The sequence below is a fragment of the Aeromonas sp. FDAARGOS 1406 genome, from assembly GCF_019048565.1.
In the GTDB taxonomy this organism is placed as follows: domain Bacteria; phylum Pseudomonadota; class Gammaproteobacteria; order Enterobacterales; family Aeromonadaceae; genus Aeromonas; species Aeromonas caviae.
The window spans coordinates 2,413,893-2,436,176 of record NZ_CP077378.1 but is presented as its reverse complement, the minus strand read 5'-3'; the positions used below and the strand labels follow the sequence as shown (position 1 = coordinate 2,436,176).

The window sequence follows — 22,284 nt, the reverse complement described above, 5'->3', positions numbered from 1 at the left end:
TCGCGAAAAAAATTCATTGGAGGCGCCGCAGACCTTGTTCCATAGTTAGAGGCCCTGTCCTGCTCATGGAGTGAGTCTGATGGTGCCAAACGTGATCGTTCCTCTGCTGGTGTTCGTAGTGCTCTTCCTGGCCGGTACCATGGCCAAGGCACTGCCCCTTTACCAACTCATGTAATTCTGTGTGAAATAAAATTCGGCCGGGGCGGGTCTTATGGTTGTCAACCTCATCGTCCCGGGAGTTTTTTCATGTTGATCAAGCGCCGTACTTCTCATCACCCCACCGAACAGGATGTCACGCCGGAAACCGTCTATCAGGATCGTCGCCGCATCCTGAAAGGGCTGGGCCTGGGCGTCGGTGCCGCCACCCTGGCGTTTCCGGTGAAGGCCAGCCTGCTGGATCTCTTCGCACCGGACAAGCCAGCCACCGTGGCCCCCACCAGACCCCTCGACATCCGTGCCGCGACCCGGCCAGAGGGATTGATCCTCACCCCGGAGGAGAAGGCCACCACCCACAACAATTTCTACGAGCTGGGGACCGACAAGGGGGATCCGGCCCGCAACGGCCATTACCTCAAGCCCGAGCCCTGGACCCTGAAGGTGGAAGGGGAGGTAGCCAAACCCTTCACCCTGGATGTGTGGGATCTTATCAACAAGAGCACGCTGGAGGAGCGCATCTATCGGCTGCGCTGCGTGGAGGCCTGGTCCATGGTGTTGCCCTGGAGCGGCATTGCGCTGGCGGATCTGATCCGCCGTGCCGAGCCCACCAGTCGCGCCAAGTTCGTGGCCTTCGAGACGCTCTATGACCCTGAACAGTTGCCGGGGCAGGCCTCCCGTGCTCTGGGGGGCGGCATCGATTATCCCTATGTGGAGGGCTTGCGCCTCGACGAGGCCATGCACCCCCTCTCCTTCCTCGCCATGGGGCTCTATGGCAAAACCCTGCCCGCCCAGAACGGGGCTCCCATCCGGCTGGTGGTGCCCTGGAAGTACGGCTTCAAGAGCATCAAGAGCATCGTCTCCATCCGCCTGGTGGAGGAGATGCCCCCCACCACCTGGAACCTGCTGGCCCCCAACGAATATGGCTTCTACGCCAACGTCAACCCGAACGTGGATCACCCGCGCTGGAGCCAGGCGAGCGAGCGTTTCATCGGCGAGGGGGGCATCTTCGGGGCCAAGCGCCAGCCGACCCTGATGTTCAATGGCTACGGCGACGAGGTGGCGTCCCTCTATCAGGGGATGGATCTGCGTAGATGGTATTGAGACTGACGCGCTGTCCGAATGATCTCTTGCCCCCTTTTCCCCTGGTGGGCGAGGGGATGAGAAGCGGGAAAAACATGACGGGAACTGCAATATGACGCCGAGACTGAAAACAGCCCATATCAACGGCTTGCGGGCGCTGGTGCACCTTGGTTCGCTCGGCTTTCTGCTCTGGCTGGGCTATGCCGTGCCAGCCGGGCTGCTGGGGGGGGATCCGGTCCAGGGGCTGACCCATTACCTTGGCAAGGGGGCCCTTCACCTGCTGTTGCTGACCCTGCTGGTGTCGCCGCTCGCCAAGCGCTGGCGCCAGGGGCAGCTCATCAAGTTGCGCCGCCCCCTCGGGCTCTGGTGCGCCGCTTGGGCGTCCCTGCACTTCATGGTCTGGCTGGGGCTGGATCTGCAGTTCGACTGGGGGCTGATTGGCGGCGAGCTGGTGAAGCGCAGCTACATAGTGGTGGGCATGGTGGCGCTGCTGCTGTTGCTGGCGCTCGGCATCACCTCGATCCCGGCCCTGTTGCGGCGCATGGGGCCTGCCTGGCAGAAGCTGCACAACTGGATCTACGGGGTGGCTCTGCTGGTGCCGGTACACTACTGGTGGTCGGTCAAGAGCGGGTGGCAGGAGCCCCTCATCTATCTGGTGCTTGCCTGCGCCTTGCTGTGGCCCCGTCGGGAAAAGCTGCTGCGCCCCTGGCGCAGGCGAGCGCAAGTGGCCGGGAGGGAGGCGGCGCAACAGTCGTCACGCCCATAGCAAAAGAGGCCTATTCGGCCTCTTTTTTGGTGATCTCGCCGGTGTTGGCATCGACCTGCAACTGGACGCGCTGATCGTCGGCATCCAGGGTATCGACCTCGAATTTCTCCCCTTCCAGCTCCACTTCCCGAATGTCGTGATACCCTTGTGCCAGCAACAACTTGACCAGTCCGGCCATGTCGAGACGTGTCTGCGCCGCCCAGCCAAAGGTGGAAAAGAGGCACAAGATCAGCAGGATACTGCGTGGGATCATATTCATTCCGGATTCATGGCTGGCACACTATAAACGGCATTATGTTAGGTTTTGAGAGATGAATCACCCATGAATAGCGCGCTGCCCCTGCTTGGATTGCTGCTGCCGATGCTGGTTCAGGCGGCCCAGCCGAACGAGGCCTTGCTGCAACAGGCGGTCAGCGAGGGGCGGGTCCGCCCTTTTCATGAGTTGATGGAGGTGGCCTCCCGCCTGCCGGTGCGCGTGCTGCGCGTCGATCTGGGTGAGGAGGATGGCGTCTGGCTCTACGAGCTCAGGCTCATCGACGAGGAGAACAGCGTCATCAAGGTGGGCTATCGGGCTGACAACCTGGAGATGGTGTGGCTCAAGGGCCACCATCTGGAGCGCCTGTTCGCTCCGCGCCCGCCCCCGGAAGAGGAGTAACGGCGTGAGTCCGCGAACCTACCGCCGTCCGGTTCGTCCCCCCAACCGTTGCCGGTGCCGGCACAACCCTGTTTTGGATACCCATGTATGCGCATTCTGATAGTTGAAGATGAAAAGATCCTCGCGGGCCAGCTGGCGGAACAGCTGCGTCTGTCCGGTTTCGTCACCGATCTCTGCCACGATGGCAACGAGGCGGGCTTTCTCGGCGAGACCGAACCCTATGACGCCATCATCCTGGATCTCGGCCTGCCCGGTCGCGACGGCCTGAGCGTACTGAAGGAGTGGCGCAGCAAGGGGATGGACACCCCGGTGCTGGTGCTGACCGCCCGTGGACAGTTGCACGAGAAGATTGAAGGGCTCAACGCCGGGGCGGACGACTACCTCACCAAGCCCTTCCAGGTGGCGGAGCTGGTGGCGAGGGTGCAGGCGCTGGTGCGCCGGGCGGCGGGGAACGCCAGCTCCATCCTCGAGATCGGTGGCGTGCGTCTCGACATGGCGGCTTCCCAGGTGTGGTACGAAGGAACCCCCATCAAGCTCACCGCCCACGAGTTCCGGGTGCTGGGCTACCTGATGCAGCACAGGGGCAAGGTGGTGTCCCGCAGTGAGTTGATCGACCACATCTATGCCCAGGATTTCGATCGCGACTCCAACACCGTGGAGGTGTTCATCGGCCGCATCCGCAAGAAGACCCACGCCGATCTCATCGAGACGGTGCGCGGCCTCGGCTACCGGATCAACGAATGACACCCTCGCAACCGATGGCGGGGTGGGTTGAATGAGGCTGGTACGCACCCTGCGAGGTCGGCTGGTGGTGATCGCCATGGTCTGGTGCGGTCTCTTCCTGTTCGCCACCGGCTTCAGCCTGCAGACCATGATGCGCAACTACTGGCAGGAGGCGGAGGCCGATGGCTTGCGCCTGCAGCTCTACGATCTGCTCTCCCGCCTCGAGATCCAGCCGGACGGCCTGCCCGTGGTCACCGAGCCTATGGCCGACCCCCGTTATCGCCAGCCCTACTCCGGCTACTACTGGCAACTGGAGCTGGGGGAGACGGTGGTCAGTCGCTCCCGCTCCCTGTGGGATGCCCATTTGAGCGCCCACGGCCTGAAGTCGGCCTTCGGCGATCCGGACCTCTTCGTCGGCAAGGGGCCCAACAAGGAGCCCCTGCTCATCATGACCCGTACCGTGCTGCTGCCGGGGTCTGATCGGGTCTTCACCCTGGTGATGGCCAAGGACAGCAGCGCCCTGACCCAGACCCTGAAGAAGACCCGTATCAGCCTGTTCCTCGGCCTCGGCTTCGCCGCCACCGGCCTGGTGCTCGGCTTTATGTTCCAGATCCTCTACGGCCTGCGCCCGCTGCACCTGCTGCGCCGCGAGCTGAGCCGCGTCCATCAGGGTCATCAGGAGGGGTTCCGGCTGCGCTACCCCCTGGAGATCCAGCCGCTGGTGGAGGACATCAACCGCCTGCTGCACCACTATGGCGAGCTGCTGCAACGAGCCCGCTCCCACACCGGCAACCTGGCCCACGCCCTCAAGACGCCGCTCAGCATCATGCGCAACCAGGTGACCCAGTTGCCGCCGGAGGATCAAGCCGCCCTCGGCGAGCAGCTCGACCAGATCCAGCGCCACATCGACTACCACCTCGGCAAGGCGCGAGTGACCGGCGCCGCCAAGATCCTCGGGGTGTCGACCCCGGTGCGGGCCCGGGTGGAGTACATCTGCCGCGCCTTCTCCCGCCTCTATCCCGGCAAGACGGTGGACTTGCAGGTGCCGGTCAATCTGGCGGTCGGGGTGGAGGAGCAGGACTTCGACGAGATGGTGGGCAACCTGCTGGAGAACGCCTTCAAGTGGTCCGCCAGCGAGCTGCGCATCTCCAGCGCCGAGCTGGGGGGCTGGATCACCCTGCGCATCGAGGACGACGGTCCCGGCATGAGTGAAGATCAGATCGCCAAGGCGGTGCTGCGGGGGGTGCGCCTCGACGAGAAGGTGCCGGGTTCGGGCCTTGGCCTCAACATCGTCTCGGATCTCGCGGAAGCCTATCGCGGCAGTCTCATCATGGGGCGGGCCGAGCTGGGGGGGCTCGCCGCTTCCCTCTCCCTGCCCAAGGTGGCCAGGGTCGAGTGACGGGGCTCCCCGTCGGGGGGCCCCTTTTGTGCCGCCGTGCTGGCAAGGGGGGCGGCACCCGGCATAAGATACGTCTCTTGTTTCAGGTGTAGGAAGGGTAGCAATGACTGACGATCCTTGGGCTTTGTGCCATCTCGATGATTCGTTCGATGCCTCGGTGCTGGGCACCAAGGGGGCCCAGATCCAGTGGTTCGAGGACAGGGATGCCCTGATCCAGTTCCTGCTGGAGGACTTTGTCGACCTGCTGGCCGACGTGGGCGAGCTGGACGAGGATCAGACCGAGAGCGCCCGCGAGCGCTTCACCCTGCTGGTGGAGCAGAGCCTGGATGATCGCACCCTGATGGATGCCATCAACGATCTCGCCTCCGGCCTGCGCCGCATCGCCTGGCTGGGGCCTCTCTCCGAACTGGCGGAGTTGAGCGACGACTTCGCAAGCGGGTTGCGTGCCTTCTTCTGGAGCCAGTATGACGGTGACGAGGATGACCCAGAGGCCTGGGTGCCGGAAGATCTCTGGCCCCAGCTGGTGGAGTGTGCGGAAGAATATATGGTTGAGGGCGACTTCTGATCCCCTTGCCAGCACCCTGGCAGCAAGGCGGGTGGAGTGTGCCGAAGAGTACATGGTGGAAGGAGACTTCTGAGCCACCTTGTCCGCGCTCTGGCTGCAAGGCGGGTGGAGTATGCGGAAGAGTATATGGTTGAGGGTGACTCTGATTCTGAGCCACACCACAAACTGCGATAAGAAAACGGCGCCTTGATGGCGCCGTTTTTGTTGCTCAGTCCTCTACTCAGCCGTTGGCCGGTACCTCGTGCGCCGTGTTGGCGAGCACTGGCCCGATATACTTCTCGATCTGCAATTGGGCCATGTGGCCGCAGTTGCCTTGCGCCAGGCTGGACGAGCCCTCGTCGAAGGTGAGGCAGTTGACGTTGCCGTTCTTGCAGATGCTGCCCGCTTCCCCCGGCTTGGCCGGATCGTACCAAGCCCCTTCGCAGATCCGCACCACGCCCTGACGCACATCTTCGGAGAGCAGGGCGCCCACCAGGATCTGGCCGCGCTCGTTGAAGGCCCGCACCAGATCGCCATCCTGGATGCCGCGCGCCTTGGCGTCGTCAGGATGGATCATGATCGCCTCCCGATCGGCGATGGCGAACTTGTCCCGCAGCGGGGTGTTGTCGAGCTGGGAGTGCAGCCGCTGGGTCGGGTGGGAGGTGTTGAGCGACAGCGGATAGCGCGCCGCCACCTCGCTCTTCACCCACTCCTTGGGCTCATACCACTTGGGATGACCGGTGCAGTCGGCATAACCCATCCCCGCCACCGTGTTGGAGAAGATCTCGATCTTGCCGGACGGGGTACCGAGCGGGTTGAGCAGCGGGTTCTCGCGAAAATCGGCGTGACGGATCCACTGGCGGTTGGCTTCCGGGATCGGGAAGCGGATGTAGTTGTTGGACTCCCAGAACATGTTGAACGGTGGCAGCGCCACCCGGGCGCCACGGGCCTGCGCCGCCATGCCGTCGTACATCTGCTTGAGCCACAGCATCTCGTCCTTCCCTTCGGTGTACTGCTCCTGCACGCCCAGCTTGGCGGCGATGGCGCTGAAGATGTCGAAGTCGTTGCGGGCTTCAAACTGGGGGGGGACGCACTGGTGCATGGGGAAGACGTAGCGCTGGGAGTAGTCGCCCCCCATCTCCAGGTCGTTGCGCTCGTAGCTGGTGGTGGCCGGCAGTACGATGTCGGCGTGCTTGGCAGTCGCCGTCCAGTAGGGCTCGTGGACGATCACGGTCTGGGGTTTGCGCCACGCCTGCAGCAGGTTGTTGGTGTCCTGATGGTGGTGGAAGGGGTTGCCGCCCGCCACGTAGACCAGCTTGATGTCCGGATAGGTCACCTTGCGGCCGTTGAAGTCGATGGTCTTGCCCGGGTTGGCGAGGCAGTCGGCGATGCGGGCCACCGGGATGGGGGCCGGGCTGTTCTTCGGTGCGCTGCCAGCGGAGATGCCCGCCAGAATGCCGCCCTTGGCGGTGGGGCTGCCACCGGAGGAGTAGTGGTAACTGAAGCCGTAGCCGCCCCCCGGCAGGCCGATCTGGCCCAGCATGGCGGCCAGAGTGACCAGCATCCAGTTGGGCTGCTCCCCGTGGTGCTGACGCTGCATGCCCCAGCCCGCCATGATCATGGTGCGCTTGGCGGCCATGTCGAGGGCCAGCTGGCGGATCACCTTGGCCTCGACGCCGCAGATGGCGCTCGCCCACTCGGCGCTCTTCGGCTGACCGTCATCCTTGCCGAGCAGGTAGGCGAGGAAGGTGTCGAAGCCGACGGTGTAGCGATCGAGGAAGGCCTGATCGTGCTTCTTCTCGCTGTAGAGGGTGTGAGCGACACCCAACATCATGGCCACGTCGGTATAGGCGTTCGGGGCAATCCACTCGGCATTGGCCTGCTTGGCGGTCTCGTTGTAGACGGGGTCGATGCTGATGACCCGGGTGCCTTTCTCTTTCAGCGCCTTGAAGCCGGCCTGCCCCTCGTGATCCGGCATGTTCCAGCTGTTCTTCAGGGTCACTTGGGCGTTGACCCCCCAGAGCACCACCAGTTCGGCGTGCTCCACCACGTTGGGCCAGGCGGTCTGCTGTTCGTACACCTCGATGGAGCCCATCACGTGGGACATGATCACCTGGGCCGCGCCGGTGGAGTAGTCCCCGGCATAACCGGTGAAGCCGCCCGAGAGGTTCATCAGGCGGTGCAGCAGGGTGCGGCTGTTGTGGAACATGCCGACACTCTTCCAGCCGTAGGAACCGGCGTGGATCGCCTGGGGGCCGAAATCAGACTGAACGCGCTGGATCTCGCCGGCCACCAGTTCGATGGCCTTCTCCCAGCTCACCCGTACCCACTCGTCGGCTCCGCGCAGCTCCGGTCTGGCACCCGGGCCGTGCTCCAGCCAGCTCTTGCGCACCATGGGGTACTTGATGCGGTTCTTGGCGTGGACCTGGAACGGCGCCATGTCGATGAGGTCATTCGGTGCCGGATCGTCGGCCACCGGCTGGACCCGCACCATGCGGCCCTCGGAGACGATGGCCTCGAAGGCCCCCCAGTGGGCGCCGGTCAGGATGCCTTTCTGGGCGGGCACCAGGGTGGGGAACTGCTCAAGGGCCGTGCTGACGGCCTTGGCCAGGGCGCTTTTCGGGAAGAGACCAGCCAGCAGGGGCAGGGCGGCACAGGCCCCCAGCCCCTTGAGCAGAGTACGGCGGGAGAGGTTGGTTTGTTGGTCATTGAAAAAAGTCATGGGAGAGTCCTCTGTTCCTGCCTTAATGGGCCGCGCTCATGTCGCTGGCGTGTTTCTGCACGTATTGGGTGAGCATGCGCGCCTGCTCCGGGGTGAGGGAGGTACGGGACTCCATCCCCTTGATGACGCCGATCCACTGGTTGGCGTTGAAGTGATCCAGCGCGGTGAGGCCGTGACAGCCGGTGCAGTTGTTGGACATCAGGGTGGAGGCGTATTGCCACAGCTTGCCCTGGTCGCCGATGAGCTGGCTCTGGTCGACCCAGGCGGTCAGGCTGACCTGATGCCAGGTGAGGTTGGTGGCGCTGTCGGTCTCGCTCTTGCCGGTCACGAGGGCTTTTCTGACGGCTTCGCCGACCAGCACGCTCAGGATCCGTTTGCCGGGGGCGGCGTAGAACACCTCGCTCACCCCGTCCTGCTGCCAGCCGTCGATGCGCACCTGGGCGCGGCCGTTGTCGTTGGCCAGCACTTCCACCTGGGTGGAGGGCATCAGGGTGCCTTCGTCAGTCTTGGCGCCAGCATCCAGATAGAGCGGGGTGGTGGCGATGGCATAGCGGGTGGTGACGGTTACCGGGGTCTGTGCCGCGGCGGCGGCCAGTTCGCTGGCACCGGCGGCGGCCAGGCCGCTCATGTCCGGCATGATGTGGGCAACGCCGCGGTGACAGTCGATGCAGGTCTGACCCTCCTTGATAGCGACCGGGTGCTCGGCGCGGGCATTGGGGCGTTGGGCCAGGATGTCCATGGCGGCGTAGCTGTGGCAACTGCGACAGGTGGCGGAGTCATTGGCCTTGAGCTGATCCCACACGGTCTGGGCCATGCGCAGCTTGTGGGCCTCGTATTTCTCCGGGGTGTCGAGGGTGCCGATCGCCTCGTGATAGATGTCCTTCACGGCGCGGATCTTGGTCCAGAGATAGGCGGCGGGTTCACTGGGGATGTGGCAGTCGGCGCACTCGGCGCGGATCCCCTTCACGTTCTGGAAGTGGACGCTGCCCTGATATTCGGCGAGCGGGGTCTGCATGGAGTGGCAGGAGACGCAGAACTCGGTGGAGCTGGTCTTGTGCAGCACGGTGACGGTGACGCCCAGTGCGGCGATCCCCAGCAGGGCCCCGAGCAGCAGAAGCCAGAACCAGGTCTTTCTCAACAGTTTTCCAAGCATGGTGACGGTGTCCTTCGAATTCGGGTATTACCAATATAGTAGTAGTACCAAGATTCGATGGGTTGACCTCGGTCATGATTTTTATTTCGACATGTAAGTAATTTTTGGTTTTGTTTTTTGTTTGGGCATGCTTTTTTGAATTTTAATCGCACTTTTACCCTTCAACGGGAGCGGGATGTCCTGTGATGGGGGCGATGCCCAAGCCGGGGCGGGGAGGCCGCGCACCACCCCGGGGCTTGGGGTTTGCGGTGAGAGGATTGTATACTGTTCACATATACAGTATTCAGGTGTATCCATCATGCGACTCTTTATCGCCGAGAAACCCAGCCTTGGCCGTGCCATCGCCGATGTCCTCCCCAAACCGCACAAGAAGGGGGAGGGTTTCATCGAGACGGCGCAGGGAGACGTGGTGACCTGGTGCATCGGCCACCTGCTGGAGCAGGCCGAGCCCGATGCCTACGATGCCGCCTACAAGCAGTGGCGCATGGAATCCCTTCCCATTGTCCCGACCCAGTGGCAGCTGGTGGCCAAACCCAAGACCAAGGCCCAGCTGGCCGTCATCAAGGGGCTCATCAAGCAGGCGGAGTGCGTGGTCAACGCCGGTGACCCGGACAGGGAAGGGCAACTGCTGGTGGACGAGGTGATCGACTTTCTCGGCTATCCCAAGACCAAACCGGTTCAGCGCTGCCTCATCAGCGATCTCAATCCCCCCGCCGTGCGCCGCGCCCTCGACAAGCTCAGGGACAACAAGGAGTTCGTGCCGCTGGCGGTGTCGGCGCTGGCCCGTAGCCGTGCCGACTGGCTCTATGGCATCAACATGACCCGGGCTTATACCCTGCTTGGCCGCAAGGGGGGCTGCAGCGAACTGCTGTCGGTCGGCCGGGTACAGACCCCCTTGCTCGGTCTGGTGGTGCGCCGGGATCTCGAGATCGAGGCCTTCGTTCCCAAGCCGTTCTACGAGGTGATGGCCCATCTGCTGACCCAGGGCAACGAACGTTTCACCGCCAGGTGGCTGCCATCGGAGGCCTGCCTGCCCTGGCAGGATGAGGAGGGCCGGGTGCTCAACCGGGCGCTGGCCGCCAAGGTGGTGGAGCGGATCCAGGGGCAACCCGCCCGGGTGGAGGCGGTGGAGGAGCAGGCGCGCAGGCAGGCGGCGCCGCTCCCCTACAACCTCTCCAGCCTGCAGATCGACGCGGCCAAGCGCTTTGGCATGGATGCCAAGCGGGTGCTGGATATCTGCCAGAGCCTCTACGAGCGGCACAAGCTCATCACCTATCCCAGATCCGACAGCCGCCATCTGCCGAGCGAGCACTTCAACCGGGCCGGCCAGGTGCGGGAGGCCATCGCCAGCACGGCCCCTGCGCTGGCCAGGGCGGTCGCCGAAGCGGATGGCAGGATCCGCAGCAAGGCGTGGAACGACAGCAAGGTGGATGCCCACCACGCCATCATTCCCACCGAGAAGAGGGGGAACGAGGGGAGCCTGGGGGCCGACGAGGCGAAGCTTTACGGCCTGATTGCCCGCCAGTATCTGCTGCAGTTCTACCCGCCGTTCGAGTACAACGACAGCAAGGTGTTGCTGCGCATCGCCGGAGGGCTGTTCCAGGCCAAGGCGCGCCGCATCCTCAAGGCGGGCTGGAAGGCGCTGCTCGGAGTGGAAGAGGATGACGAGGAGGAGGCGGGAACCCTGCCTGCCCTGAAAGAGGGGGAGGAACTGCTGTGCGAGCGGGGGGAGCTGCTGGAGAAGATGACCCAGCCCCCCAAGCCGTTTACCGATGCCACCCTGCTGGCCGCGATGACCGGCATCGCCCGTTATGTGCAGGATCCCGAGATCCGCAAGACCCTGCGGGAGACCGATGGCCTCGGCACCGAGGCGACCCGGGCCGGGATCATCGATCTGCTGTTCAAGCGCCGCTTCCTGGTGCGCCAGGGCAAGAGCATCAAGGCCACCCCGACCGGGCGAGCCCTGGTCCAGGCGCTGCCCGCGACCGCAACGACACCGGACATGACGGCACTGTGGGAGCAGAGTCTGGGGCAGATCGCCGAACGTCACGGCAGCTACCAGCAGTTCATGGGGCCGCTCACCGAGCAGCTCAACGGCCTGATCGAGGGGGCGCGGCAGGATTCCGGCGCCAGCTTCAGCGCACTGCCCAAGGCGGCGCTCGGTGACAGCAAGCACCGCTTTGTTCGCCGCAAGCGGACTGCGTCCACCGCCGCACGCCCCCGCACGAGCAAGAGTGCTGGCAAGAGTACGGGAAAGAGCTCTGGCAAGGGGACGACCAGGGGCAAGGCGGCCTGAGGCTGGCGCGCGCCGTGATCACATAGAAAAGAAAGAGGGGCCGGAGGCCCCTCTTTGTATGGATTAGATGGCTTACCCCGTGTAGACGCTTTCTTCCGGATAACGGATGCGGGTCTCCACCGGACGGGCCAGCATGATGGCCAGGGTGAGGGGCCCCAGACGGCCACAGATCATCACCAGCACCAGGATCAGCTTGCCCGGCTCGCTCAGTGAGGCGGTGATGCCGGTGGACAGACCCACAGTGGCAAAGGCCGAGATGGTCTCGAACATGATCTTGTCGAAGGGTTGCGACTCCGTGAGCATCAGCAGGAACATCGCCAGCATCAGCACCATGGTACTGACGATGATGATGGCCAGGGAGCGGGTCACTATCTGGGGTGACAGGGTGCGGCCGAAGGCGGTGACATGGGGGCGCTTGGTCAGAAACGCCCGGGTCGCCAGCAGGACGACGGCAAAGGTGGTGACCTTGATACCGCCACCGGTGGAGGTCGCCCCGGCACCGATGAACATCAGCATCATCATGAACAGCAGGGAAGCCGGCACCATCTGGCCGATATCCACCGTGTTGAAGCCCGCCGTGCGCGCGGTGGCCGACTGGAAGAAGGCGGCCAGCCACTGGCTCCCGAAGGAGGCGTTGCCCAGGGTGCCCGGGTTGTTGTGCTCCAGCAGCCAGAACATCAGGGTCCCCAGCAGCAGCAGGGCAGGGGTCATCAGCAGCATCAGCTTGCTGTGCAGTTTCAGCTTGCGCCAGCGGCGGTTGCGCACCAGGTCGACGATGACGGTGAAGCCGATCCCCCCCAGGATCAGCAGAGCCGGTATGGTCAGGCTGATGAGGGGGTCATCCCGGTAGTCCATGAGGTTGTTGGCAAACAGTGAGAAGCCGGCGTTGTTGAAGGCCGACACCGCGTGGAAGAAGCTGACGTAGAGGCCGTGGCCCCAGCCCATGTCAGGCACCCAGCGAATGGCCATGATGGCGGTGCCGATCAGCTGGGCAATCAGGGCGAACAGGACGATGCGCTTCACCAGCTGGACGATGTTGACGGACCCCTCCTGGCCCAGCGCCTCCTTGGCCAGCACCTGTTGGCGCAGCCCGACCCGCTTGCTGAACATGGCGATGAGCAGCAGTGTCATGGTCATCTGGCCGAGACCGCCAATCTCCATCAATATCAACAGGATGATCTGCCCCTGCAGGGTGAAGGCGGTGCCGGTATCCACCACCCCGAGGCCGGTCACGCTGATGGCTGACGTGGCGGTGAACAGGGCGTTGATGACGGTGACCTCACCCTTGTGGCTGGAGGGCTGGACCAGAAACACGGTGCCGACCAGCAGGATGATGAGGAAACTGCCCAGGATGAGCTTGGCCTCGCTCCAGCGGGAGTTGTCTTCCCGGTGCAGGGTGAAGGCGTAGTTGCTGCGCCAGTTGATCATAGGGTGTCGAGCCAGTGATCGATGGCGTGCTTGTTGCCGGCCAGGATCAGGATGTCACCCAGTTGCAGCTCCATCTTGCCGGTCAGGACGTTGTGGAGTACCTCGCCACGCTTGATGGCCAGCAGCTGGAAATCGCTTTGCTGCAGCAGGTGCAAATCGGCCAGGGTGCGGGTGTTTTGCTGCAGGCCGATCACGAACTCGGTCAGCACCATGTCGTGACCCAGCTCCAGGTAGTCGAACAGCCGGTTGTCCAGCATGCTCTGGGCTACCCGGCGGCCCATGTCCCACTCAGGGTTGATCACCTTGTCCGCGCCCACCTTCTGCAAGATCTTGGCGTGGAACTTGTCGCGGGCCTTGACCCAGACCTTCTTCACGCCCGCCTCTTTCAGCACCAGCGTGGTCAGGATGCTGGTCTCCAGGTTGTCGCCGATGGCGACAAAGACGATGTCGAAATTCGCCAGGCCCAGTTCGGCGACCGTGGCCTCGTCGGTGGCATCGGCCACGATGACGTGGTTGCAGAGGGTGGCTATCTGGCGGGTCTTGCTCTCGTCGATGTCGATGGCCAGTACCTCGGCATTCTGGCGCTGCAACTCTTCACACAAGGCGCTGCCAAACAGGCCCAGGCCGATGACGGCGAATTGATTGTTCATGCATGCTTCCTCAGCGGGATGAAGGGGTTACTCTACTCCAGCGCCGTGAGTCCGAAAAGTGTCCGGGTTTTTTGTCCCGGGGGATCTGGGGTAAACTGCGCCCTTGTCCTTGTCGGAACACACAGATGAAACTCACCCCCCACGCCTCCCTGTCGACCCTCAACACTCTGGGCCTGGACGCACACTGCCTCTGGCTGGCCGATGTGACCCGGCCGGATGAGCTCGTGCAACTGCGGACCAACCCGGAGTTGGCCACCTTGCCGCGCCTGGTGCTGGGAGGAGGAAGCAACATCCTGTTCTGCGATGACTTTGCCGGTCTGGTGGTCCACAACGGCCTGAAAGGGATCACGCTGCACGAGGAGGCCGAGCACTGGCTGCTGCACGTGGCGGCAGGTGAAAACTGGCACGAGCTGGTATGCCACGCCCTGCAACAGGGCTGGCACGGGCTGGAGAACCTGGCACTCATTCCCGGGACGGTCGGGGCGGCCCCGGTACAGAACATCGGTGCCTACGGGGTCGAGCTGGCCAGCGTCTGTGCCTACGTGGAGGCGTTCAACTGGCAGAGTGGCGAGGTTGAGCGCATCGCGGCGGCCGACTGCCGGTTCGGTTACCGTGACAGCATCTTCAAACACGACTATCAGGACTCCCACTTCATCACCGCCGTCGGTCTGCGCCTGCCCAAGGCATGGCGCCCGGTCGCCGGTTATGGCCCGCTGGCGGCGCTGGGAGATGCTCCTTCGCCACAGGCCATCTTCGACACCGTCTGTGCCACCCGCATGGTCAAGCTGCCGGATCCGGCTGTGCTGGGCAACGCGGGCAGTTTCTTCAAAAACCCTGTGGTGCCCGCCGCCCTGGCGAAGACCCTGAAACAGCAATACCCGCAGATGCCCAGCTACCCCGCAGCAGAAGGGCAGGCCAAGCTGGCGGCTGGCTGGCTCATCGATCAGTGCGGTCTCAAGGGGTTTGCCATCGGTCGTGCCGCCGTCCATCAGGAGCAGGCGCTGGTGCTGGTGAATCTGGGGGGCGCCAGCGCCATGGAGCTCATCGCGCTGGCGGCCCATGTCCGCGACAGTGTGGAGCACCAGTTCGGTGTGGTGCTGGAACATGAGGTGCGCTTCATGGGGCGCCTGGGTGAAACCTGGCTCGACGAGGTACTGGCATGACCCTGACCCCCATCAGACAGACCCTGATCACCCTGCTCAGCGACGGCCAGTTTCATTCCGGCGAGCAGCTGGGCGAGCGCCTTGGCATCAGCCGGGCGGCGGTGAGCAAGCACATGGCCGCGCTCAAGGATCTGGGGCTGGATCTCTTCAGCCTGACCGGCAAGGGCTATCGGCTGGCGGTGCCCATGGCCCTCTATGACGAGGGGCGGCTGCAGGCAGAGGCACCGATGGCGCCAGTGCACTGCTTCCCTGTCATCGACTCCACCAACCAGTACCTGCTGGAGCGGGTCAACACCCTGAGCTCCGGGGAAAGCTGTCTGGCCGAGTGCCAGACCGCCGGGCGGGGACGTCGTGGCAAACCCTGGGTTTCTCCCTTCGGTTGCCAGCTGATCCTGAGCATGTACTGGCGGCTTGAGCAGGGCATGGCGGCCGCCATGGGACTGAGTCTCGCGGTCGGGGTGGCCGTGGTGCAGGCACTGGAGTCCCTCGGTTATCCGGGAGTTGAGCTCAAGTGGCCCAATGATCTCTACTATCAGGGCCGCAAGCTGGCAGGCATTCTGGTGGAGATGAGCGGCAGCGCCGGCGCCAGCTGCCATCTGGTGATCGGGGTCGGCCTCAATCTGGCGATGCCGAGTCGGGAGGGGGAGAAGATCGATCAGGCCTGGTCCGAGCTGCGCCATATCCAGCCCGAGCTGGTGGATCGCAACGAGCTGGCCGCCTGCGTGCTGCTGCACCTGCAGCAGGCCATGCAGACCTTCGAACAGACGGGACTGGCGAGTTTCGTCGAGAGCTGGAACCGGCTCGACCACTTCGCCGGCCAGCCGGTGAAGCTGCTGATGGGAGAGCAGGTGATCCGCGGGATTGCCCGGGGGATCGACGAACGCGGAGCCCTGCGTCTGGAGACGGAAGAGGGGCTCAAGTTCTATCTGGGAGGGGAACTCTCCTTGCGGCGGGGGGACTGAGCCCATACGCTCATGACGACTGAATGAAAGAGGGGGCCTGCGGGCCCCCTCTTTCATGTATGCACTGCGACAGTGGTCACTTGCGCAGCTTGATCTGCTCGATGGCGTGCTCGTTGCCCTTGGTGAGGATGAGGTTGGCCCGCTCCCGGGTCGGCAAGATGTTCTCTTGCAGATTCAGGTAGTTGATATCCTGCCAGATGTTGTTGGCGATCTCGGTCGCCTCGCTTTCGGCCAGCTTGGCGTAGTGGTGGAAATAGGAGTCGGGATCCGAGAAGGCGCCGCTGCGGAATTTGAGAAAACGATCGATGTACCAGGTGCGCAGCAGCTCGGCATCGGCATCCACATAGATGGAAAAGTCGACGAAGTCCGACACGAACACGCGATGAGGGTCCTGGGGATAGTCCATGCCGCTTTGCAGCACATTAAGCCCTTCCAGGATCAGGATGTCCGGCTGCTCCACCACCTTCTTCTCGTCGGGCAGGATGTCATAGATGAGGTGGGAGTAGACGGGGGCCTCGACCTTCTCGTGGCCGGCGCGGATATTGGCGACAAACTCCACCAGATGGCGGATGTCATAAGACTCGGGGAACCCCTTGCGGCGCATCAGGCCACGGGCTTCCAGCTCCTTGTTGGGAAACAGGAAGCCGTCGGTGGTGACCAGCTCCACCCTGGGGTGCTCCGGCCAGCGCTCCAGCAGTGCCTGAAGGATACGGGCCGTGGTGCTCTTTCCCCCCGCCACGCTGCCGGCGATGCTGATGATATAGGTGCCCTTGCCGCGGGACTGACCGAGAAACTGCTCCAGCACCCGGCTGCGGCGCTGCTTGGCCTTGACGTAGAGATTGAGGAGACGGGAGAGGGGCAGATAGATCTCTTCCACTTCCCGCAATGACACCTTCTCGTTGATCCCGCGCAGGGTCTGCAGATCGTGCTCGGTCAGGGTCAGGGGGACCGCATCGCGCAATAACGCCCATTGTTCGCGGGTGAATTGCAAATAGGGGTTATGCTCTGTCGTCATGGTGTCATCACTGTTTCTTGGGCAGGGCGACCATACACCAAGGGATCGGGAGCGACAAGGGACGCGTCCGGTCGGGACGGAGAAGGAGCGTTTTTTTGCCTGGATCCCGGCATAAATGCACATTTTGCAAGGTGCAATGGTTGCATCCCCAAAATCCTTACCATAAAATGCGCGACGCTTGGATGTCTGTCGTCTATTTGCCCAGCAAAAGCGACAAAAACAACGGGTGCAAGCAGAATTACCGTTGTGGCATTTATGCAACTGGAGGGGTTCCCGAGCGGCCAAAGGGATCAGACTGTAAATCTGACGGCTCTGCCTTCGAAGGTTCGAATCCTTCTCCCTCCACCATATTTCTCTGCGGTTTGAGTTCTTTGGGTTAGAGAAATGCGGGCATCGTATAATGGCTATTACCTCAGCCTTCCAAGCTGATGATGCGGGTTCGATTCCCGCTGCCCGCTCCAAGATGCTGATATGGCTCAGGTAATTCTGAGAGCCACACCTTAGGGTGAGTTCGGCAATCGAACCAGCCTGTCAGCACCAACCTCTCTACTCCCCTTGATTCAAATCCATCATATAAACTGTTCTGTGGTTAGCTTGCCACCGCGTACTCAGCGTTAGTTTAGAGGGACGATCATGTCTAAAGAAAAATTTGAGCGTAATAAACCGCACGTTAACGTGGGTACCATCGGCCACGTTGACCACGGTAAAACCACCCTGACCGCCGCCATCACCAACGTGCTGGCCAAGCACTTCGGTGGTAAAGCTTTCGCCTTCGACCAGATCGACAAGGCGCCGGAAGAGCGTGAGCGTGGTATCACCATCAACACCTCCCACGTAGAATACGACACTGCTACCCGCCACTACGCTCACGTAGATTGCCCGGGTCACGCCGACTACGTTAAAAACATGATCACCGGTGCTGCCCAGATGGACGGCGCAATCCTGGTAGTAGCAGCGACTGACGGCCCGATGCCGCAGACTCGTGAGCACATCCTGCTGGGTCGTCAGGTAGGCGTTCCGTACATCATCGTGTTCATGAACAAGTGCGACATGGTAGATGACGAAGAGCTGCTGGAACTGGTCGAGATGGAAGTTCGCGAACTGCTGTCCGAGTACGACTTCCCGGGTGATGACCTGCCGGTAGTACGTGGTTCCGCACTGAAAGCGCTGGAAGGCGAAGCTCAGTGGGAAGAGAAGATCCTGGAACTGGCTGGCCACCTGGACACCTACATTCCGGAGCCGGAGCGTGCCATCGACCAGCCGTTCCTGATGCCTATCGAAGACGTCTTCTCCATCGCAGGCCGTGGTACCGTAGTTACCGGTCGTGTAGAGCGCGGTATCGTCAAGGTTGGTGAAGAAGTGGAAATCGTTGGTATCAAAGATACCACCAAGACCACCTGTACCGGAGTTGAAATGTTCCGCAAACTGCTGGACGAAGGTCGTGCAGGTGAGAACGTTGGCGCACTGCTGCGTGGCGTGAAGCGTGAAGACGTAGAGCGTGGTCAGGTACTGGCCAAGCCGGGCACCATCAAGCCGCACACCAAGTTTGAATCTGAAGTGTACGTGCTGTCCAAAGAAGAAGGTGGTCGTCATACCCCGTTCTTCAAGGGCTACCGTCCGCAGTTCTACTTCCGTACTACCGACGTGACCGGTACCATCGAACTGCCGGAAGGCGTAGAGATGGTCATGCCGGGCGACAACATCAAGATGGTTGTTACCCTGATTGCCCCGATCGCGATGGACGACGGCCTGCGTTTCGCCATCCGTGAAGGTGGCCGTACCGTAGGTGCTGGTGTTGTAGCCAAAGTTATCGCTTAATCTTGGCTTACATAAATAAAGCAAAGCCCCTATAATAGGGGCTTTCTTATGCAGGGGCGTAGTTCGAATTGGTAGAACAGCGGTCTCCAAAACCGATGGTTGCGGGTTCGAGTCCTGCCGCCCCTGCCATATACCTCGTCTCGTACGGGGCTTTTGTGTCTTTGGTTACGTCAGATACAGGTGGGTTGTATGAGTGTTAGTTCTGAGGGTCAGGGCGGAAGCAAGGATACCCTGCTTTGGGGCCTGGTTTTCATCATCCTGGCGGCCGCTGTAGTGGGCAATTACCTGCTGAGCGACGTTATTGCTGCCGTCCGCGCCCTGGGTGTGGTCGTTGTCATCGCCGCTGCCGGTGCAGTGGCCCTGCAAACCACCAAGGGCAAGGCAACGCTGGCGTTTGCCCGTGAGTCTCGCCTGGAAGTCCGCAAGGTCGTATGGCCGACCCGTCAGGAAGCCATTCAGACAACCCTGATTGTGCTGGCGGTGACTGCCGTGATGGGGCTGCTGCTGTTCGTGTTGGACGGCGCCTTGGTCTGGTTGGTCAACCTGATTACCGGTGTGTAAGGATAAGCCATGACTGAACAACGTGAACAGCGTATGAGATGGTATGTCGTGCAGGCATTTTCCGGCTACGAAGGCCGTGTTGCCAAATCCCTGCGTGAACATATCAAGATGCATGGCATGGAAGAGCTGTTTGGTGAAGTGCTGGTCCCGACCGAAGAAGTGGTCGAGATGCGTGCTGGCCAGAAGCGCAAGAGTGAGCGCAAATTTTTCCCGGGATACGTCCTGGTCCAGATGGTGATGGATGAAACCACATGGCACCTGGTACGCAATGTACCACGTGTAATGGGTTTCATCGGCGGTACCTCCGATCGCCCTGCTCCTATCTCCGATAAGGAAGCGGATGCCATCCTCAATCGTCTGCAAGATGCCCACGACAAGCCGCGTCCGAAAACCCTGTTTGAACCGGGTGAGATGGTCCGGGTTGCCGATGGTCCGTTCGCCGACTTCAACGGTACCGTTGAAGAGGTGGACTACGAAAAGAGCCGCGTGAAGGTCTCCGTACTGATCTTCGGCCGCTCAACGCCGGTAGAACTGGATTTTGGTCAGGTCGAAAAAGGCTGATTAATCTCTGTACGTTTAACGGTTGTCAGGGGCAGCGATTATCTCTATAATTCGCTGCCCCTTTATTTGTTGGGGAGCCGTTTGCAGGAGCATGTCTCCGAGGCGTTAGAACCCATTTTTGAGGTATTTTTGTAATGGCTAAGAAAGTCACAGCTTATATCAAGCTGCAAGTTAAGGCTGGCAGTGCTAACCCCAGCCCTCCCGTTGGTCCCGCTCTGGGTCAGCACGGCGTGAACATCATGGAATTCTGTAAGGCGTTCAACGCCCGTACAGAAAAGCTGGAAAAAGGTTCTCCGACTCCGGTCGTGATCACCGTTTACAGCGACCGTTCCTTCACCTTCGAAACCAAGACTCCGCCCGCTTCCTTCCTGCTGAAGAAAGCCGCTGGTATCCAGTCTGGTTCTGCCAAGCCGAACAAAGACAAGGTTGGTAAGGTGACTGTGGCTCAGCTGCAAGAAATCGCCAAGACCAAAGAGCCGGATATGACTGGTGCCGATCTGGATGCAAAAGTACGTTGCATCGCCGGTTCCGCTCGTTCCATGGGCCTGGTAGTGGAGGAGTAAGACAATGGCTAAACTGTCCAAGCGTATGCGCGTTATTCGCGAAAAAGTTGACGGTACCAAAGAGTACTCCATCAACGAAGCCATTGCCCTGCTGAAAGAACTGGCTACTGCCAAGTTCGTTGAAAGCGTTGACGTTGCCGTTAACCTGGGTATCGATGCTCGTAAATCCGATCAGAACGTACGTGGTGCAACTGTACTGCCGCACGGTACCGGTCGTGACATCCGTGTCGCCGTGTTCACCCAGGGTGCCAACGCCGAAGCCGCCAAGGCTGCCGGTGCTGAACTGGTTGGTATGGACGACCTGGCCGAGCTGGTCAAGAAAGGCGAGATGAACTTCGACGTCGTCATCGCATCCCCGGATGCCATGCGTGTTGTTGGTCAACTGGGTCAAATCCTGGGCCCGCGCGGTCTGATGCCGAACCCGAAAGTGGGTACCGTCACTCCGAACGTAGCCGAAGCCGTCAAGAACGCCAAGGCTGGTCAGGTTCGTTACCGTAACGACAAGAACGGTATCATTCATACCACTCTGGGCAAGGTCTCTTTCAACGAAGTTCAGCTGAAAGAAAACCTGGAAGCGCTGCTGGTTGCCTTGAAGAAGGCCAAGCCGTCCTCCGCCAAGGGTGTATTCATCAAGAAAGTCAGCATCTCCACCACCATGGGTGCCGGTGTTGCCGTAGACCAAGCTTCCCTGGAAGCTCAGGCCTAATTGATGGGTTTTACAAGGCGCAAAATTTAATCTATAATTTTGCGCCTTGATTGGTTGGGGGTTTCGACCTCCGTCCAAGACCGCAGGAGGCCGCAAAGCCTTAATTCTTCCTGCGTAGACGGTGCCGGAAACCCAGCGAGAAAGATTCTTTCTCTTCTGGAATCCTGCTACCGCATCGTTCCCCTCTGTTGTAAAGGTAGGGGGGATGTGTCAGTACTGGGTCAACAGACCCGGATTCAATCCAGGAGTTAAGCCAATGGCATTGGGACTCGAAGACAAAAAGGCAATTGTTGCTGAAGTCAACGAAGCTGCCAAAGGCGCTCTTTCTGCAGTTGTAGCCGATTCTCGCGGCGTCACTGTAGACAAGATGACCGTCCTGCGTAAGACCGCTCGTGAAGCTGGTGTGTACATGCGCGTTGTGCGTAACACCCTGCTGCGTCGCGCGGTAGAAGGTACCGAATACGAGTGCCTGAACGACGCATTTACCGGTCCTACCTTGATTGCTTTCTCTAACGAACACCCGGGCGCTGCCGCTCGTCTGTTCAAAGAGTTTGCCAAAGCGAACCAAAAGTTCGAAATCAAGGCTGGCGCTTTTAACGGTGAGTTTATCGCCGCAGCACAAATTGATCGTCTGGCCACGCTGCCGACTTACGAAGAAGCAATTGCGAAGTTGATGGCTACCATGAAGGAAGCCTCTGCTGGCAAGCTGGTTCGTACTATCGCTGCTGTTCGCGACCAGAAACAAGCTGCTGCTTGATTCTCGCCTATCTAGGCTGTTTGAGTTTATTCAACATCAGGAATTTTTGTCATGTCTATCACTAAAGACCAAATCATCGAAGCCGTTGCTTCCATGTCCGTAATGGAAGTTGTTGAGCTGATCGAAGCTATGGAAGAGAAGTTCGGTGTTTCTGCCGCTGCTGCCGTCATGGCCGGCCCGGCTGCTGCTGAAGCAGTAGAAGAGAAGACCGAGTTCGACGTAGTTCTGACTGCTGCTGGCGCCAACAAAGTTGCCGTCATCAAGGCCGTTCGTGGCGCTACCGGTCTGGGCCTGAAAGAAGCCAAGGACCTGGTAGAAGCTGCTCCGACCAATCTGAAAGAAGCCGTGTCCAAGGACGAAGCTGAAGCTCTGAAGAAAGAGCTGGAAGCTGCCGGTGCTTCTGTTGAGATCAAATAATCTGCATTTATGTAGATTAGCCTGATAAAACAGGCTAGGGCTGGTGAATTTTTGTTCACCAGCCTTTTTGCGCTGTAGACTGAGAGCATTTCACACCGTTTACGACTCTCGGTGCACCAGCAATCCGGACCGCTTCATCGTCCGGGCCAACACAAAACGGTGTTGAGACAGAGCTGTCCCGCGGGACAG

The 22,284-nt window shown here is 61.2% G+C and carries 22 protein-coding genes and 3 tRNA genes; 19 read left to right on the top strand and 6 right to left on the bottom strand.

Annotated elements, in window-relative coordinates; genetic code table 11:
* Positions 1-246 precede the first annotated feature (246 nt).
* Positions 247-1,257 (top strand): protein-methionine-sulfoxide reductase catalytic subunit MsrP, encoded by a 1,011-nt coding sequence (gene msrP, locus I6L36_RS11430; RefSeq protein WP_109112417.1) that lies wholly within the window; start codon positions 247-249, stop codon positions 1,255-1,257.
* 91 nt (positions 1,258-1,348) lie between these two features.
* Positions 1,349-2,002 (top strand): protein-methionine-sulfoxide reductase heme-binding subunit MsrQ, encoded by a 654-nt coding sequence (msrQ, locus tag I6L36_RS11425; RefSeq protein ID WP_109112416.1) that lies wholly within the window; start codon positions 1,349-1,351, stop codon positions 2,000-2,002.
* A 10-nt stretch (positions 2,003-2,012) separates the two neighbouring features.
* On the opposite strand, the gene I6L36_RS11420 is transcribed toward msrQ, so the two are convergent.
* On the bottom strand, positions 2,013-2,261 hold the full coding sequence (locus I6L36_RS11420) for a PepSY domain-containing protein (protein WP_039039611.1): 249 nt from the start codon (positions 2,259-2,261) through the stop codon (positions 2,013-2,015).
* Between the two features lie 63 nt (positions 2,262-2,324).
* Between I6L36_RS11420 and I6L36_RS11415 the strand changes: the two genes are divergently transcribed.
* The 4 genes from I6L36_RS11415 to I6L36_RS11400 all read left to right on the top strand — a co-directional run bounded on the left by I6L36_RS11415 (position 2,325) and on the right by I6L36_RS11400 (position 5,344).
* A complete protein-coding gene (locus I6L36_RS11415; RefSeq protein ID WP_010675972.1) occupies positions 2,325-2,657 on the top strand; it encodes a PepSY domain-containing protein in 333 nt (110 codons plus the stop codon).
* 87 nt (positions 2,658-2,744) lie between these two features.
* Positions 2,745-3,401 carry a response regulator transcription factor gene (locus I6L36_RS11410; protein ID WP_005332666.1) on the top strand — a complete coding sequence of 219 codons (657 nt, stop codon included), beginning with the start codon at positions 2,745-2,747 and terminating at the stop codon, positions 3,399-3,401.
* A 31-nt stretch (positions 3,402-3,432) separates the two neighbouring features.
* A complete protein-coding gene (locus I6L36_RS11405; RefSeq protein WP_052816185.1) occupies positions 3,433-4,779 on the top strand; it encodes a sensor histidine kinase in 1,347 nt (448 codons plus the stop codon).
* A 103-nt stretch (positions 4,780-4,882) separates the two neighbouring features.
* Positions 4,883-5,344 carry a hypothetical protein gene (locus tag I6L36_RS11400; protein WP_010675970.1) on the top strand — a complete coding sequence of 154 codons (462 nt, stop codon included), beginning with the start codon at positions 4,883-4,885 and terminating at the stop codon, positions 5,342-5,344.
* 220 nt (positions 5,345-5,564) lie between these two features.
* Here the strand turns inward: I6L36_RS11400 and torA are convergent, their stop codons facing one another.
* Both torA and I6L36_RS11390 read right to left on the bottom strand, forming a co-directional pair.
* Positions 5,565-8,045: a trimethylamine-N-oxide reductase TorA gene (gene torA, locus I6L36_RS11395; RefSeq protein ID WP_109112415.1), complete on the bottom strand. Its 2,481-nt coding sequence runs from the start codon at positions 8,043-8,045 to the stop codon at positions 5,565-5,567.
* 22 nt (positions 8,046-8,067) lie between these two features.
* The gene (locus I6L36_RS11390; protein ID WP_109112414.1) at positions 8,068-9,198 is read right to left on the bottom strand and encodes a NapC/NirT family cytochrome c; all 1,131 of its coding nucleotides are present in this window, start codon (positions 9,196-9,198) and stop codon (positions 8,068-8,070) included.
* Between the two features lie 298 nt (positions 9,199-9,496).
* Here I6L36_RS11390 and I6L36_RS11385 point away from each other — a divergent pair, with 298 nt between their 5' ends.
* Positions 9,497-11,494, top strand: coding sequence for a DNA topoisomerase III (locus tag I6L36_RS11385; protein WP_109112413.1), 1,998 nt, complete (start codon positions 9,497-9,499; stop codon positions 11,492-11,494).
* A gap of 72 nt (positions 11,495-11,566) precedes the next feature.
* On the opposite strand, the gene I6L36_RS11380 is transcribed toward I6L36_RS11385, so the two are convergent.
* Both I6L36_RS11380 and I6L36_RS11375 read right to left on the bottom strand, forming a co-directional pair.
* Positions 11,567-12,922 carry a TrkH family potassium uptake protein gene (locus I6L36_RS11380; RefSeq protein ID WP_109112412.1) on the bottom strand — a complete coding sequence of 452 codons (1,356 nt, stop codon included), beginning with the start codon at positions 12,920-12,922 and terminating at the stop codon, positions 11,567-11,569.
* Positions 12,919-13,572, bottom strand: a complete 654-nt coding sequence (locus I6L36_RS11375; RefSeq protein WP_041211920.1) for a TrkA family potassium uptake protein — start codon at positions 13,570-13,572, stop codon at positions 12,919-12,921. The genes I6L36_RS11380 and I6L36_RS11375 overlap by 4 nt, the downstream gene beginning before the upstream one ends.
* Before the next feature lie 125 nt (positions 13,573-13,697).
* On the opposite strand from I6L36_RS11375, the gene murB reads away from it, so the two are divergent.
* Both murB and birA read left to right on the top strand, forming a co-directional pair.
* Complete coding sequence (gene murB / locus I6L36_RS11370) at positions 13,698-14,735, top strand: UDP-N-acetylmuramate dehydrogenase (protein WP_109112411.1); 1,038 nt, start codon at positions 13,698-13,700, stop codon at positions 14,733-14,735.
* The gene (birA, locus tag I6L36_RS11365; protein WP_109112410.1) at positions 14,732-15,697 is read left to right on the top strand and encodes a bifunctional biotin--[acetyl-CoA-carboxylase] ligase/biotin operon repressor BirA; all 966 of its coding nucleotides are present in this window, start codon (positions 14,732-14,734) and stop codon (positions 15,695-15,697) included. Before murB ends, birA begins: the two co-directional genes overlap by 4 nt.
* A 76-nt stretch (positions 15,698-15,773) precedes the next feature.
* Here birA and coaA read toward each other — a convergent pair whose 3' ends face one another.
* Positions 15,774-16,712, bottom strand: coding sequence for a type I pantothenate kinase (gene coaA, locus I6L36_RS11360; protein WP_029314861.1), 939 nt, complete (start codon positions 16,710-16,712; stop codon positions 15,774-15,776).
* A 263-nt stretch (positions 16,713-16,975) separates the two neighbouring features.
* Here coaA and I6L36_RS11355 point away from each other — a divergent pair.
* The 10 genes from I6L36_RS11355 to rplL all read left to right on the top strand — a co-directional run bounded on the left by I6L36_RS11355 (position 16,976) and on the right by rplL (position 22,095).
* Positions 16,976-17,060 (top strand) — tRNA-Tyr (locus I6L36_RS11355).
* A gap of 38 nt (positions 17,061-17,098) precedes the next feature.
* Positions 17,099-17,173 (top strand) — tRNA-Gly (locus I6L36_RS11350).
* Positions 17,174-17,345: 172 nt separating this feature from the next.
* Positions 17,346-18,530, top strand: coding sequence for an elongation factor Tu (tuf, locus tag I6L36_RS11345; RefSeq protein ID WP_005306325.1), 1,185 nt, complete (start codon positions 17,346-17,348; stop codon positions 18,528-18,530).
* Positions 18,531-18,582: 52 nt separating this feature from the next.
* Positions 18,583-18,659 (top strand) — tRNA-Trp (locus tag I6L36_RS11340).
* Between the two features lie 60 nt (positions 18,660-18,719).
* Complete coding sequence (gene secE, locus I6L36_RS11335) at positions 18,720-19,091, top strand: preprotein translocase subunit SecE (RefSeq protein WP_010675960.1); 372 nt, start codon at positions 18,720-18,722, stop codon at positions 19,089-19,091.
* Between the two features lie 9 nt (positions 19,092-19,100).
* Positions 19,101-19,652: a transcription termination/antitermination protein NusG gene (gene nusG / locus I6L36_RS11330; RefSeq protein ID WP_010675959.1), complete on the top strand. Its 552-nt coding sequence runs from the start codon at positions 19,101-19,103 to the stop codon at positions 19,650-19,652.
* Positions 19,653-19,786: 134 nt separating this feature from the next.
* Complete coding sequence (gene rplK / locus I6L36_RS11325) at positions 19,787-20,215, top strand: 50S ribosomal protein L11 (RefSeq protein WP_005306313.1); 429 nt, start codon at positions 19,787-19,789, stop codon at positions 20,213-20,215.
* Positions 20,216-20,219: 4 nt separating this feature from the next.
* Positions 20,220-20,921 (top strand): 50S ribosomal protein L1, encoded by a 702-nt coding sequence (gene rplA / locus I6L36_RS11320; protein WP_010675958.1) that lies wholly within the window; start codon positions 20,220-20,222, stop codon positions 20,919-20,921.
* Between the two features lie 256 nt (positions 20,922-21,177).
* Positions 21,178-21,678, top strand: a complete 501-nt coding sequence (gene rplJ / locus I6L36_RS11315; RefSeq protein WP_005339895.1) for a 50S ribosomal protein L10 — start codon at positions 21,178-21,180, stop codon at positions 21,676-21,678.
* A 51-nt stretch (positions 21,679-21,729) separates the two neighbouring features.
* Positions 21,730-22,095: a 50S ribosomal protein L7/L12 gene (rplL, locus tag I6L36_RS11310; protein WP_010675957.1), complete on the top strand. Its 366-nt coding sequence runs from the start codon at positions 21,730-21,732 to the stop codon at positions 22,093-22,095.
* Positions 22,096-22,284: the final 189 nt, after the last annotated feature.